Here is a 14,917-nt window from a genome sequence, read left to right as displayed (position 1 = left end):
ACGTGCCACCAGTCGGCAGCTGACCCGACCGACGGCGTGGCGGAACTCTCGCCACGCCGTCGGCGCTTGTGCCGTCACCGTCTGCCACGCACCTCCAGGGAAAGGCCACTTCGTACGATGTTTGACGTCGAGTCGGACCGGAAGCCCACCACCGGCCTCCCCGTCACCGGCGGGCAATCCGGCATCTGGCTGGCCCAGCAGATCGAACCGGACAGCGCCGCCTACAACATCGTCTTCGCGCTCGACCTCCGCGGCGCCGTCGACCTCGACCGCCTCACCGCCGCCGTCCGCCGGGCCGTCGAAGAGGCCGAGTGCCTGCACGTCACGGTCGCCCCCGGAGCCGACGGGCCCCGGCAGACCCCCCGTACCACCCCCGTCGACATCGCCGTCGTCGACCTGCGCGCCGCCGCCGACCCCGAGGAGGCCGCCGCCGCGTGGATGGCCGCCGACCGCGAGCGGCCCGTCGACCTCGCCCACGGACCCCTCTTCGCGCAGGCTCTGCTGCGACTCTCCGACGACCAGGTCCTCTGGTCCCAGCGCTACCACCACATCGTGGCGGACGGCATGGCCGTCGCCCTCATCACCCGCCGCACCGGCGAGTACTACACCTCCACCGAGGAGGCGCCCGCACCCCGCGCCTGGTCCCTCGCCGATCTCGTCGCCGCCGACCACGCCTACCGCGCCTCCGAGCGGCACGCCGCCGACCGCGCCTGGTGGCTGGAGCGGCTGGCCGGCCGGACCGAGCCCGTGCGCCTCGTCGACCGGGCCGCCGCCCCCATGACCCGCCGGCTGCGCCGCACCACCGAACTCGCCCCGGAGACCGTCGAGCGGCTGAACGCCGCAGCCGTCACCACCGGCGTCCGGCCGTCCCGGCTCCTGCTCGCCGCCGTCGCCGCCTACCTCCACCGCGTCAGCGGCGAACAGGACCTCGTCCTCGGCCTGCCCGTCGCCGCCCGCGAGGACGAGGTCTCCGCCCGCGTCCCCGGCATGGTGTCCAACATCGTCCCGCTGCGCCTCGACGTCCGCCCCGGCACCACCGGCTCCGCCCTCGTCGCCCAGGTCCGCGAGACCGTGCGCGACGCCGTCGCCCACGGCCGCTACCGCGCCGAGGACCTCGCCAGGGAACTCGGCCTGGTCGACGGCGTACCGGAGCTGGTCGGCCCCACCGTCAACATCCTGCCCCGCTCCGAGGGCCTGGACTTCGACGGTCACGCGACCGATCTGCGGCCCGTCTGGCTCGGCCCGGTCAGCGACCTCGCGTTCGGCTTCGCCGAGTGCGCCGGCGGCCAGGGCTACGCCGTCCACCTCGACGCGGACGCCGACGCCTGCGACGAGGCCACCCTCGCCGACCACGAGCGCCGCTTCCTCACGCTCCTCCACACCTTCACCGGCGACCCCGACCTCCCCGTCGGCCGGATCGAGCTGACCTCCGAGGCCGAACGCGACCTGCTCCTTGACGAGTTCGGCGTCGCGCCCACCGAGTCCCCCGAGCTGTCCTGGCCCGCCGCCTTCGAGGCCCAGGTCCGCCGCACCCCCGAGTCCGTCGCGCTGGTCTGCGAGGACCGCGAGCTGACGTACGCCGAGCTGGACGAGGCCGCCGACCGGCTCGCCCACCTGCTCCGCTCCCGGGGCGTCGGCGCCGAGGACGTGGTGGGCGTCGCCCTGCCCCGCTCGCCCGAACTGGTCGTGGCGCTGCTCGCCGTGATGAAGGCCGGTGCCGCCTACCTGCCGCTCGACGCCGACCACCCGCGGGACCGCATCGCCTACATGCTGTCCGACGCCGGGGCCCGCACCGTCGTCACCGTCCGCGCGCTCGCCGGGGAGCTTCCCGGGATCGAGGGCGTGGGCCACCTGCTGCTCGACGACCCGGCCACCGTCGACGCCCTCGCCGCGCCGGCCCACCTCGACCCTGCTCCGCCGGTCGTCCTCGGCCAGGCCGCGTACGTCATCTACACCTCGGGCTCGACGGGCCGCCCCAAGGGCGTCGTCGTCTCGCACGACGGCGTCGGCAGTCTGATCGCCACCGCGACCGACCGGATCGGCATCACCGCCGAGAGCCGCGTCGTGCAGTTCGCCTCCGTCGGCTTCGACGTGACGGTCTGGGACCTGATCATGTCGCTGTGCGTCGGCGGACGGATCGTCGTCGTCCCCGCCGAGCGCCGCGTCGCCGGCCCCGCGCTCACCGAGTACATCGCGCGCCACCGCGCCACCCACATGATCCTGCCGCCCTCGCTCGTCTCCGCGCTGCCGCAGGAGTGCGAACTCCCCGACGGCGCCGTGCTGATCGTCGGCACCGAGGCCGTCCCCAGCGAGCTGATCGCCCGCTGGGGCGGACGGCTCCGGGTCGTGGTCGCCTACGGTCTCACCGAGGCGACCGTCAACTCCACCCTCTGGCTCGCCGACCCCGACCGTCCCGGCCCCGCCCCGATCGGCGAGCCCGACCCCAACACCCGGGCGTACGTCCTCGACACGGCGCTCCGGCCCGTACCCGTCGGCACGGAGGGCGAGCTGTACGTCTCGGGGCGCGGCCTCGCCCGCGGCTACCTGGGCCGCCACGCCCTGACCTCGGAGCGGTTCGTCGCCGACCCGTACGGGGAGCCCGGCTCCCGCATGTACCGCACGGGCGACCGGGTCCGCTGGGGCGCCGACGGCAACCTGGAGTTCCTCGGCCGCGCCGACGGCCAGATCAAGATCCGCGGCCACCGCGTGGAGCCGGGCGAGATCGAGAGCGCCTTCATGGCCTGCGAGGGCATCGCCCAGGCAGCCGTCCTCGCCCGGGAGGACCACCGGGGCGTCAAGCGCCTCGTGGCCTACCTCGTCCCGGAGGCCGGGGCGACCGCCGCGGGCGCGGTGGCCGCGACCAGGGACACCGCGACCAGGGACACCGCGACCGCCGGCGGGACCAGCGCCGCCGCCGGGACCAGCGACACCGGGACCGCCGCCGGCCCTGACACCGGGGCGGCGGTGACGGCCGCACGCGCGCGCGTGACGGACGCCCTGCCCGACTACATGGTGCCGTCCGCCGTCGTCGTCCTCGACGGCCCGCTCCCGCTCACCCCCAACGGCAAGCTCGACGCCAAGGCGCTGCCCGAACCCCGCTGGACCTCCCTGACCGGCACCGACACCCCGAGCACCCCGGCGGAGACCACCCTCGCCGCCCTGTTCGCCGAGGTCCTCGGCCTGCCGGCCGTGGGCGTCCACGACAGCTTCTTCGAGCTCGGCGGCGACAGCATCGTCGCCATCCAGCTCGTGAACCGGGCCCGCGAGGCCGGTCTCGCCCTCACCCCGCGCGACGTGTTCCGGAGCCGGACCGTGGCGGCCCTCGCCCGGACCGCCGGAGAGACCGTCGCCGCCCCCGCGCTCCGGGACGTGCCGCTCGACCCGGACGCGCTTCCCGTCTCCCCGCTCCAGGAAGGTTTCCTCTTCCACGCCGAGTTCGACCGGCAGGCCGCCGACCTCTACTTCGTCCAGGAACTCCTCGACCTGGCCGGGCCCGTCGAACCGGACCGCGTCCGCTCCGCGCTCCAGCTCCTCCTCGACCGGCACCCGCTGCTGCGCGCCTCCTTCCGCCAGCTCCCCGGCGGCGAGGTCGTCCAGCGGCTCGCCGACCGGGTCACCCTCCCGTGGCGGGAGGCCGACACCGCCGTGACCGGCCTGGACGACATCCTCCGCGCCGACCGCGCCGAGCGGTTCGACCTCGACCGGCCGCCGCTCCTGCGCGCGACCCTCGTCAGGGACGGACAGCGCCACCGGCTGCTCCTCACCCTGCACCACATCGTCGCCGACGGCTGGTCGGTCGGCGTCCTCCTGAGGGAGCTGACCGCCGCCTACCGGGGCGCCGAACTGCCCGAGCCCGTGGCCCCGGAGGCGTACCTCTCCTGGCTTGCCGGCCGCGACCGGGACGCCGCACGCGAGGCGTGGCGCCGGGCGCTCGCCGGAGTGGAGGGCCCGACCCGGCTCCCCGCGCTCACCACCCCGGGCGACGCCGGCGCGCCCGCCCGTCCCGAGCACGTCGACACCCGCCTCCCGCGCGACCTCACCGACGCGCTGTCCACGTACGCCAGGACCCAGGGCCTGACCCTGAGCAGCGTCCTCAACGGAGTGTGGGGGCTGCTGCTCGGCGGCCTGACCGGCGGCCGGGACGTCGTCTTCGGCACCACCGTGTCCGGGCGGACCACCGAGGTCGCGGGACTCGACGCCGCCGTGGGCCTCTTCATCAACACCGTCCCGGCCCGGGTGACCCTCCGCCCCGACGAGACGCTCACCGAGCTGCTCCACCGGGTCCAGGACGAGCACTCCGCCCTCCTCGACCACCAGCACCTCGGTCTCGCCGACATCCAGCGGATCGCCGGCGGCGGCGAACTCTTCGACACCCTCGTGGTGTTCGAGAACCACCCGACCGGTGACCAGCCCTCCGGGGAGGGCGCCGACGCGCCCCTCATCACCGGCGCCGAGGTCATCGACGCCGTCCACTACCCGCTCGCGCTCGTCGTCGAGCCCGCCGACGGCGGTCTGCTGCTCCGCTTCAAGCACGACGCGGCCCGGCTCGACCAGGTGGCGGTGGCCGTCCTCGCCAACCGGTTCACGGCCCTGCTGCGGACCGTGGTCTCCGAGCCCGGCCGCCTCGTCGCCCGGACCGACCTGCTCTCCGCCCGCGAGCGCGAGCACCTCGCGGAGCTCAACGCCACCGGGCGTCCGGTCCCCGAGGCGACCCTCGCCTCGCTCTTCGCCGGATGGGTGGCCCGTACCCCCGACGCCCCCGCCGTCGTCTTCGAGGACACCACCCTCAGCTACGCCGAACTCGACCGGCGGGCCGAGGCCCTGGCCGAGCGGCTCCGGGCCCGCGGGGCCGGTCCCGAGCAGTACGTGGCCGTGGCGGTCCCGCGCTCGGCCGAGCTGATGGTCGCCCTGCTCGGCGTCCACCGGTCGGGCGCCGCCTACCTGCCCCTCGACCTCGACTACCCCGCCGACCGGGTGGCGTTCATGCTCGCCGACTCGGGCGCGCGTCTCGTCGTGACGACCGCCGAGGCCGCCGCGCGGATCCCCGCCGCGTCCGGCCTCGAACAGCTCGTCATCGGCGCGGGGGAGCCGGCGGAGCCCCCCGCCGACGCCCCCGTACGGGCCGCCGGCCCCGACCACCCCGCCTACCTCATCTACACCTCGGGCTCCACCGGCCGCCCCAAGGGCGTCGCGGTCACCCACCGGGCCATCGTCAACCGGCTCGCCTGGATGCAGAGCGCGTACGGGCTCACCGCCGACGACCGCGTCCTCCAGAAGACGCCGTCCAGCTTCGACGTGTCGGTGTGGGAGTTCTTCTGGGCGCTCACCGAGGGCGCGGCCGTCGTCCTCGCCCGCCCGGACGGCCACCGCGACCCCGAGTACCTGGCCCGCCTCATCGCCGACCGGTCCATCACCACGACGCACTTCGTGCCGTCGATGCTGGCCGCGTTCGTCCAGGTCATGGAAGCCACCCCGGACGCCCCCGACTGGCCGGCGAGCCTGCGCCGGGTGTTCTGCAGCGGCGAGGCGCTCACCGGCGCCGACGCCCGGCGCTGGTGGGAGCTGACCTCCCGCGCGGGCCGCGCGCCCGTCCCGCTGCACAACCTGTACGGTCCCACCGAGGCGGCCGTCGACGTCACCTTCTTCCCGTACGAGGGCGGCACCGAGCCGGCCGTGCCGATCGGCCGGCCCGTGTGGAACACCCGACTGCACGTCCTGGACCCGTTCCTGCGCCCGGTACCGGACGGCGTGCCCGGCGAGCTGTACCTCGCCGGAGTCCAGCTGGCCCGCGCCTACCACGACCGCCCCGGCCTGACCTCCGACCGCTTCGTCGCCGACCCGTTCGGGACGCCGGGGGAGCGGATGTACCGCACCGGGGACCTGGTGCGCCGCCGCGCCGACGGAGCCGTCGAGTACCTCGGCCGCACCGACCGGCAGGTCAAGATCCGCGGCAACCGCGTCGAACCGGGCGAGATCGAGACCGCCCTCGCCGGACTGCCCGGCGTCGCCCGCGCGGCCGTCGTCGTCCGTGACAGGGCCCTCGTCGGCTACGCCGTCCCGGCCCCCGGCGCCACCCCCGGACCCGAGGAGCTGCACGCCGCGCTCACCGGGGCGCTGCCCGCCGCGATGGTCCCGAGCACCGTCGTCGTCCTCGCCGAACTGCCCCTGACCCCCAGCGGCAAGCTCGACCAGAACGCCCTGCCCGCACCCGAGATCGCGCCCAGGACGGGCGGCCGAGCCCCCCGCGACGACCGTGAACGCGCCCTCTGCGAGATCTTCGGGGCGGTCCTCGGCGTCCCGGGGACCGGCGTCGACGACGACTTCTTCGTACTCGGCGGCGACAGCCTCAGCTCCATCACCGTCGCCACCCGGGCGCGCGAGAAGGGCCTGACGCTCAGCCCCCGCGACGTCTTCGAACACCGCACCCCGGCCGCCCTCGCCGCCGCCGCGGCCACCCACGGGGACACCGCAACACCCCCGGCACCCGAATCGCCCGAGACACCCGAGGTACCCGTGCACTCCGACGGCGTGACCGTCTCCGCCACCGACGCCGGGCAGGCCGCCGCCGCCCTCCAGGCCGTCCTGGCGCTCCAGCAGCGGTCCGGCGCGGCCGTCGACCCCGCGCTGCGGGCCCTGCTCGCCCAGCTCACCGCCGCCGCGCCGACGCCGCCCCCGGCCCCGGAGCCACCGGCCCCCGCCCCCCTGGGCGGACCGGAGCTGACAGAGGAGGAGACCGCGCGCGTCCACGCCGCCGCCGGACTCCCCGTCGCCGACATCTGGCCGCTCTCCCCGCTCCAGGAGGGCATGTACTTCCACGCCACCTACGACGCGGGCGACGCCCTCGACGTCTACCAGTCCCAGGAGACCCTGGACCTCGACCACCGCCTCGACGCCGACCGGCTGCGCGCCGCGGGCCGCACCCTCCTCGCACGCAACACCGGACTGCGCGCCGGCTTCACCAGCGACGGCCTGCCCGGCCCCGTCCAGTTCATCGTGGACGGCGCCGAGATCCCGCTGGTCGAGCACGACCTCTCCGCCCTGCCCGCCGAGGAGCAGCGGACCCGCACCGAGGAACTCCTCGCCGCCGACCGCAGGCAGCGCTTCGACCTCGCCGCCGCGCCGCTCTGCCGCCTCCTCCTCATCCGCCTCGGCGACGGCCGCGACCGGCTCGTCGTCACCCACCACCTGATCCTCTGGGACGGCTGGTCCGCCTGGCTGTTCCTGGAAGAGCTCTTCACCCTGTACGAGCGGGCCGGCGACGCCACCGGTCTCGCCCTGCCCGGCTCGTACCGCGACCACCTCGCCTGGCTGGCGGCGCAGGACACCTCCGTCGCCCTCGACGCCTGGCGCGGCGCCCTCTCCGGCTTCGACGAGCCGACCCTGCTCGCCCCGACCGGGCGCGACACCGGCCCCGTCATACCCGTCGACTTCGACGCCCACATCGGCCAGGAGGCCGGCGACCGGCTGCGGGCCGCCGCCCGCCGCCACGGACTCACCCTCAACACCGTCCTCAACGCCGCCTGGGCCCTGGTCCTCTCGGCCATGACCGGCCGGGGCGACGTCGCCTTCGGCACCGCGGTCGCCGGACGCCCGGCGGACGTCCCGAACGTCGCCGGCATCATCGGCATGTTCCTGAACACGATCCCCGCCCGCGTCGCCTTCACCCCCGACGAGCCCCTGCTCGCCCTGCTGCGCCGCATGCAGTCCGAGCGCGCCGCCGTCATGCCGTACGAGTACGTCGGCCTCGGCACCCTCCAGCAGGAGTCAGGCCACCGCCGCCTCTTCGACACCCTCTTCGTGCTGCGCTCCGCCGACGGAGAGGACCGGGCGGCCGCGCTCCGCGAACGCCACGGCATCACCGACGTGTCGAACGTCGACGGCACCCACTTCCCGCTCACCCTGATCGTCACGCCCGGAGCCCGGCTGCGGGTCACCCTGGCCGCCCGGCCCGACCTCTTCGACGCCGAGGCCGCCACCACGATCCTCGCCCGCTTCACCACCGTCCTCGACCGCCTCGGCGAGGCCCTCGCCGGACCCGCCGCCGACACCGCCCGGACCGTCGGCGTGGACCTGCTGCTCCCCGACGAGCGGGCCGCCCTCACCACCGGCCGGGACGCCACCCGCGAGCCGGTGCCGGACGAGACCGTCGCCGACATGCTCACCGCCCAGGTCGCCCGTACCCCCGACGCGGTCGCCCTCGTCTTCGGCGAACGCGCCCTCACGTACGCCGAACTCGACGCCCAGGTCAACCGGCTCGCCCGGCTGCTGCTCGCCCGGGGCGCCGGACCCGAGAAGGTCGTGGCGCTCGCGCTGCCCCGGTCCATCGAGATGGTCGCCGCGCTCTTCGCCGTCCTGCGGACCGGCGCCGCCTACCTGCCGCTCGACCTCGACCACCCGGCCGACCGGCTGCGGCTCATGGCCGAGGACACCGGACCCCTCTGCCTGCTCTCCACCACCGCCGTCGCCCCCACGCTGAGGCGCGAGGACGGCCCCGTCGCCCGCGAGGTCCTCCTCGACGACGAGGCCGTGACCGCCGAACTCGCCGCGCTGTCCGGCGACGCCCTCACCGACGCCGAGCGGCCCGCGTTCGCCCACGGGGTGCCGGACCGCCTGGAGCACCCGGCGTACGTCATCTACACCTCCGGCTCCACCGGCCGCCCCAAGGGCGTCGTCACCCCCTACCGGGGACTGACGAACATGCAGCTCAACCACCAGAAGGAGATCTTCGACCCGGCCATCGCCTCGGCCGGCGGGCGGCGTCTGCGCATCGCGCACACCGTCTCCTTCGCCTTCGACATGTCGTGGGAGGAGCTGCTCTGGCTCGTCGAGGGCCACGAGGTCCACGTCTGCGACGAGGAACTCCGCCGCGACGCCGAAGCCCTCGTCGCCTACTGCGACGAGCACCGCGTCGACGTGGTCAACGTGACGCCCACCTACGCCCAGCTCCTCATCGAGGAGGGCCTCCTCGACCGGGACGAGACCGCCGGCAAGCACCGCCCGGCGCTCGTCCTGCTCGGCGGCGAGGCCGTCTCCGACACGGTCTGGAGCCAGCTGCGCCACACCGACGGCACCTACGGGTACAACCTCTACGGCCCCACCGAGTACACGATCAACACGCTCGGCGGCTCCACCACCGAGAGCGCCACGTCCACCGTCGGCCGGCCCATCCGCAACACCCGCGCCCACGTCCTCGACGCGATGCTGCGCCCCGTCCCGCCCGGCAGCCCCGGCGAGCTCTACATCGCGGGCACCGGCCTGGCCCGCGGCTACCACGACCGGGCCGGGCTGACCGCCGAGCGGTTCGTCGCCGACCCGTTCGGCGAACCCGGCGAGCGCATGTACCGCACGGGCGACCTCGTACGGCAGCGCCCCGACGGCCTGCTCGACTTCCTCGGCCGCACCGACGACCAGGTCAAGATCCGCGGCTACCGCATCGAACTCGGCGAGATCTCCACGGCCCTGTCCGGACACCCCGAGGTCGCCCACGCCGCCGTCGTCGTCCACGAGACCGCCGGCACCAAGCGCCTGGTCGGCTACGTCGTCCCGGAGGACGCCACCCCCGCCGGAGCACCGGACGACGACCTCGTCCAGCGCCTGCGCGAGCACCTCAAGGCCGGACTGCCCGACTACATGGTCCCGTCCGCCCTCGTCGCCGTCACCACCCTCCCGCTGACCGTCAACGGCAAGCTCGACGTCAAGGCCCTGCCCGCCCCCGACCTCACCGGCACGGGCACGAGCCGCGCCCCCCGCACCCCGCAGGAGGAGACCCTGTGCGGGCTCTTCGCGGAGGCCCTCGGCCTCGCCGCGGGCAGCGTCGGCATCGACAGCGACTTCTTCGAGCTCGGCGGCCACTCCCTCCTCGCCACCCGGCTCGTCAGCCGCGCCCGCACCGCCCTCGACGCCGAACTGGCGATCCGCGACCTGTTCGAGGCACCCACCGTCGCCGAACTCGTGGAGCGCGCGGCGGCCTCGCGCGGCGCCGCCCGCCCGGCGCTCGTCGCGGCCGAACGCCCCGACGAACTGCCGCTCTCACACGCCCAGCAGCGCCTCTGGGTCATCCAGCAGATCGAATGCACCTCCGCCGCGTACAACTTCCCGCTGGTCATGCGGCTGCACGGCACCTTCGACCGGGAGGCGTGGAGCGCCGCCCTCGCCGACGTCACCGACCGCCACGAGGCCCTGCGCACGCTCTTCGCCGAGCGGGACGGCCAGGCGTACCAGCGGATCCTGCCCGCCGGCTCGGCCACCCCGGTCGTGGAGCACATCGACGCGACCGAGGACGAGCTCCCCGGCCTGGTGGACGCGGCCGTCCAGCGGCCGTTCGACCTCGCCGCCGAACTCCCGATCCGCGCCACGGTCCTCGAAGTGGCCCCCGACGAGCACGTCGTCGTCCTGCTCCTCCACCACATCACCACCGACGAGTGGTCCGACCGCCCCTTCCTGCGGGACCTGACCACCGCCTACACCGCCCGCCTCGACGGCGCCGCACCCGACTGGGAGCCGCTGCCCGTCCAGTACGCCGACTACGCCCTCTGGCAGCGCAGGCTCCTGGGCGACCCGGCCGACCCCGAGAGCTTCGCCGCCCGGCAGCTGGAGCACTGGTCCACGGCCCTGGCCGGCGCCCCCGAGGAACTGGAACTCCCCACCGACCGGCCCCGGCCCGCCCGCCCGGCGTTCACCGGCGCCGCACTCGACATCACCTTCGACCCCGCCGTCCACGAGGGGCTGCGCCGCGTCGCCCGCTCCACCGGCGCCAGCATGTTCATGGTCGCCCACGCGGCCGTCGCCGCCCTGCTCCACCGGCTCGGCGCCGGCACCGACATCCCGCTCGGCGCGCCCATCGCGGGCCGGGGCGACGAGGCCCTGGACGAACTGGTCGGCTTCTTCGTCAACACCCTGGTGCTCCGCACCGACCTCGGCGGCGACCCCAGCTTCACCGAACTCCTCGGCCGGGTCCGCGAGACCGACCTCGCCGCCTTCTCCCACGCGGACGTCCCCTTCGAGTCCGTCGTGGAGAAGCTCAACCCGACCCGCTCCCTCTCCCGGAACCCGCTGTTCCAGGTGATGGTCGGCTACCACGCCCGCGCCGACGGGGCGCCGCGCCTGCCCGGCCTGACCGCCGGCTACCTGCCGCACCGGGTCGGCACCGCCAAGTTCGACCTCGTGTTCAGCTTCACCGAGCACACCTCCGCCGACGGCGCCACCGACTCCCTCGGCTGCCGCCTGGAGTTCTCCACCGAACTCTTCGACCGGGAGACCGCCGAGCGCGTCGGAGACCGCCTCCGCAGGCTCGTCGGGACCCTCGTCGAGGCCCCCGACCGGCCGCTCTCCGAGGCGGACATCCTCACCGACGAGGAGCACCGTCTCGTCCTCGAAGGCTTCAACGGGCTGCCCCGTGAGGTCGACGAGGAGACCTTCCCGGCACTCTTCGCCCGGTGGGTGGCCGAGCGCCCCGACGCGGTCGCCGTCGTCGAACGCTCCCGCTCGGTGACGTACGCGCAGCTCGACGCCCGCGCCAACCGCCTCGCCCGGCTGCTCGCCGACCGAGGCGTCGGCGCCGAGAGCGTCGTCGGCGTGGCCGTGCCGCGCTCGGTGGACATGATCGCCACGGTCGTCGCCGCCCTGAAGCTGGGCGCCGCGTTCCTGCCGCTCGACCTCGTCCACCCCGGCGACCGTCTCACCTACATGATCGAGAACTCGGGCGCCGCCGTCGTCGTCGGCACGGAGCCGGTCGCGGGGAAGATCCCCGGCGTCCCCGGCGTCCCGGTGCTCCTCCTCGACGCCCCCGACACCGCCGCCGCGCTGGAGGCCCTGCCCGGGACCCCGCCCACCGGCGGCGGCCCCGTCGGCCTCGACCAGGTCGCGTACGTCATCTACACCTCCGGCTCGACCGGCCGCCCCAAGGGCGTCGTCGTCCCGCACGAGGGCATCGCCAGCCTCGTCGCCACCGCCGTCGACCGCATGGGCCTCGCACACGACAGCCGCGTCCTGCAGTTCGCGTCCATCGGCTTCGACGTCTTCGCCTTCGAACTCGCCATGGCGCTCTGCCACGGCGGACGGCTCGTCCTCATCACCGACGAGGCCCGGGTCGCCGGCCCCGCCCTCACCGACTTCCTCGCCGACCAGCGGATCACCCACATGATCCTGCCGCCTTCCCTGGTGTCGGCCCTCCCCGCCGGCTGCACCCTGCCCGAGGGTTCGACCGTCCTCGTCGGCACCGAGACCGTGCCGCCGGACCTCTTCGAGCGCTTCGGCACCACCGCGCACCTGATCTGCGCGTACGGACTCACCGAGGCGACCGTCAACTCCACCCTGTGGCCCGCCCGCGAGCACGGCGGCCGCGCCACCGGCCGGGTCCCCATCGGCCGCCCCGACCCCAACACCCGCTGCTACGTCCTCGACGACCACCTGCGCCCCGTACCGCCCGGCGTCGTCGGCGAGCTGTACGTCGCCGGGCGCGGCCTCGCCCGGGGCTACCTCGGGCAGGCCGGCCTCAGCTCCGAGCGGTTCGTCGCCGACCCGTACGGCGCTCCCGGCAGCCGCATGTACCGCACCGGCGACCGGGCCCGCTGGCGCGCCGACGGCAACCTCGACTTCCTCGGCCGGGTCGACACCCAGGTGAAGATCCGCGGCTTCCGCATCGAGCTGGGCGAGATCGAGGCCGCCCTCGCCGGGCACCCCTCGGTCGCGCAGGCGGCCGTCCTGCCCGACCGCGACGGCGACATCGTCCGCCTCGTCGGCTACGCCGTCCCCGAGCCCGGCAAGGAGACGGAACAGGACCTCGACCCGCAGGAGCTGCGCGCCCACGTCGCCGCGCTGCTGCCCGAGTACATGGTCCCCGCCCTCGTCGTCCCGCTCGACGGCCCGCTGCCGCTCACCCCGAACGGCAAGCTGGACCACAAGGCCCTGCCCACGCCCGACTGGTCGGCCATGACCGGCGACGCCCGGCCCGCGACCGAGACCCAGGCGCGGATCGCCGAGCTGTTCTGCGAGATCCTCAAGCTCGACGGCGTCGGCGTCCACGACAGCTTCTTCGCCCTCGGCGGCCACTCCATGGCCTCCATGCGCCTCCTCGGACGCATCCGCGCCGAGTTCGGCGTCGAGCTGAGCATCCGCGACGTCTTCGACGCGCTGACCGTCGCCGGCATCGCGGGCAAGCTCGACGGAGCCTCCGCCGCACGCCCCGCGCTGCGCCCGGCGGAGCACCCGGCCACCGACCCCGCGGATCTGCCGGTGGCCCCCGTGCAGCGGTGGCAGTGGCAGGCGTACCGGCGGAGCCCCGGCTTCGACCACGCGCTCGTCCTGCGCTCGCCCGGCGGCCTCGACGCCACCGCGCTCGCCGCGGCGCTCGCCGACGTCACCACCCGCCACGAACCGCTCCGCACCGCCTTCGCCGACCACGACGGGACCCTGTCCCGTCGCGCCGTGGAGGCCCCCGCCCTGGCCGTGGAGGAATGCGCCGACCTCGACGCCCGCCTCGCCGAACTCGCCGCCTCGGCACCGGACCTGGAGCGGGAGGCCCCGCTGCGGGCCCGGCTGCTCACAGGCGCCGACGGCGCCCAGGCCGTCCTGCTCACCCTGCACTACCTCGCCGTCGACGAATGGTCGGTGGTCCCGCTCTTCCGCGACCTCACCACCGCGTACGGCGCGCGTACGGCAGGACGGGCCCCCGACTGGCAGCCGCTCCCCGTCGGCTACACCGACTACGCCGTCTGGGCGCGCGAGGTCCTCGGCGACCTCACCGACCCGGACAGCCGGGGCGGCCGACAGCTGGCTTACTGGCGGCGCACGCTCGAAGGCGCACCGCGCGAGCTCGCCCTGCCGGCGGAGGCACCGGCCCCCGACGCCGCCCCGGACGGCCGGCAGGCCGCGGGAATCGTCGAGTTCGTCCTCGACGAGCGGCTGCACGCCGACGTCGACCGGCTCGCGCGGGCCACCGGCACCAGCATGTTCATGGTGCTGCACGCGGCCCTCGCGTCCCTGCTCACCGCCCACGGCGCGGGCACCGACCTGCCCATCGGCACGATGGTCGCCGGGCGCGGCGACGACCAGCTCGCCGACCTCGTCGGCTGCTTCTTCAACACGGTCCTGCTGCGCACCGACACGGCCGGCGACCCGACCTTCGCGGAGCTCCTGACCCGCGTTCGGGAGACCACCCTGAGCGCCCTCGACCGGCAGGACGTCCCCTTCGACGAGGTCGTCCGCACGGCCGGCCTGCGGCCGGAGGGCCCCCAGGTGATGGTGATCCACCACGAGCAGGCGGACCTGGAACGCCTGGAGGGCGGCGTCGGAGACCTGATCGCCGTGCCGACCGGCTCGACACGCGCGGAGCTGACCCTCAGCTTCCACGAGCCCCGGGGCGAGGGCCCCGTCCACTGCGGTCTGATCCACGCCACGGAGCGACTCGGCGCGGCCAAGGCCCGCCGGCTCGCCGAAGAACTCACGACCCTGCTGCGCACCGTGACAGACGACTCCGAACAGCCCCTGTCCCAGCTGTTCGGCGTGACCCACAAGAGGAGTGACAACGCATGAGCACCAACCCCTTCGAGGACCCGCAGGGCCGCTTCCTGGTTCTGGTCAACGACGAGAACCAGCACTCGCTGTGGCCCTCCTTCGCGGAGGTCCCCGCCGGGTGGCGGACCGTCTTCGGCGAGGACACCCGCGAGAGCTGCCTGGCCTACGTGGAGGCCCACTGGACCGACCTGCGACCGGCCAGCCTGATCGCCCTCCAGGACTGACCCACCGCCACAGGCCCTGACACCGACCGCGGCCCGCGAGGGGAACTCCCCTCGCGGGCCGCGGTGTATCTGGGCCGGGCCGCCGGGAGACCCCCGGTGCCGCGCCCGTCGCCGGGGACGCGGTGGCGCCGCCGGTCGCGATGCGCGAAGGGGCGGGCCGCCGGGAGAACACGAAGGGG

Annotated in this window: 2 protein-coding genes; both read left to right on the top strand. The window is 75.0% G+C overall.

Annotation, left to right across the window (positions count from 1 at the left end; all coding sequences use genetic code 11):
- Positions 1-117 precede the first annotated feature (117 nt).
- On the top strand, positions 118-14,532 hold the full coding sequence (locus ACRRSS_RS21285) for an amino acid adenylation domain-containing protein (RefSeq protein ID WP_435972708.1): 14,415 nt from the start codon (positions 118-120) through the stop codon (positions 14,530-14,532).
- Positions 14,529-14,738 carry an MbtH family protein gene (locus ACRRSS_RS21280; RefSeq protein WP_435972707.1) on the top strand — a complete coding sequence of 70 codons (210 nt, stop codon included), beginning with the start codon at positions 14,529-14,531 and terminating at the stop codon, positions 14,736-14,738. Before ACRRSS_RS21285 ends, ACRRSS_RS21280 begins: the two co-directional genes overlap by 4 nt.
- Positions 14,739-14,917: the final 179 nt, after the last annotated feature.

This window comes from Streptomyces sp. Qhu_M48 (assembly GCF_051305195.1).
Lineage (GTDB): Bacteria > Actinomycetota > Actinomycetes > Streptomycetales > Streptomycetaceae > Streptomyces.
This window is presented reverse-complemented; position numbering and strand designations above follow the sequence as displayed.

What these genes read in the sequence shown, in the direction of transcription:
- ACRRSS_RS21285 (WP_435972708.1), top strand. Translation starts at nt 118, where the DNA reads ATGTTTGACGTCGAGTCGGACCGGAAGCCCACCACCGGCCTCCCCGTC.
- ACRRSS_RS21280 (WP_435972707.1), top strand. Translation starts at nt 14,529, where the DNA reads ATGAGCACCAACCCCTTCGAGGACCCGCAGGGCCGCTTCCTGGTTCTG.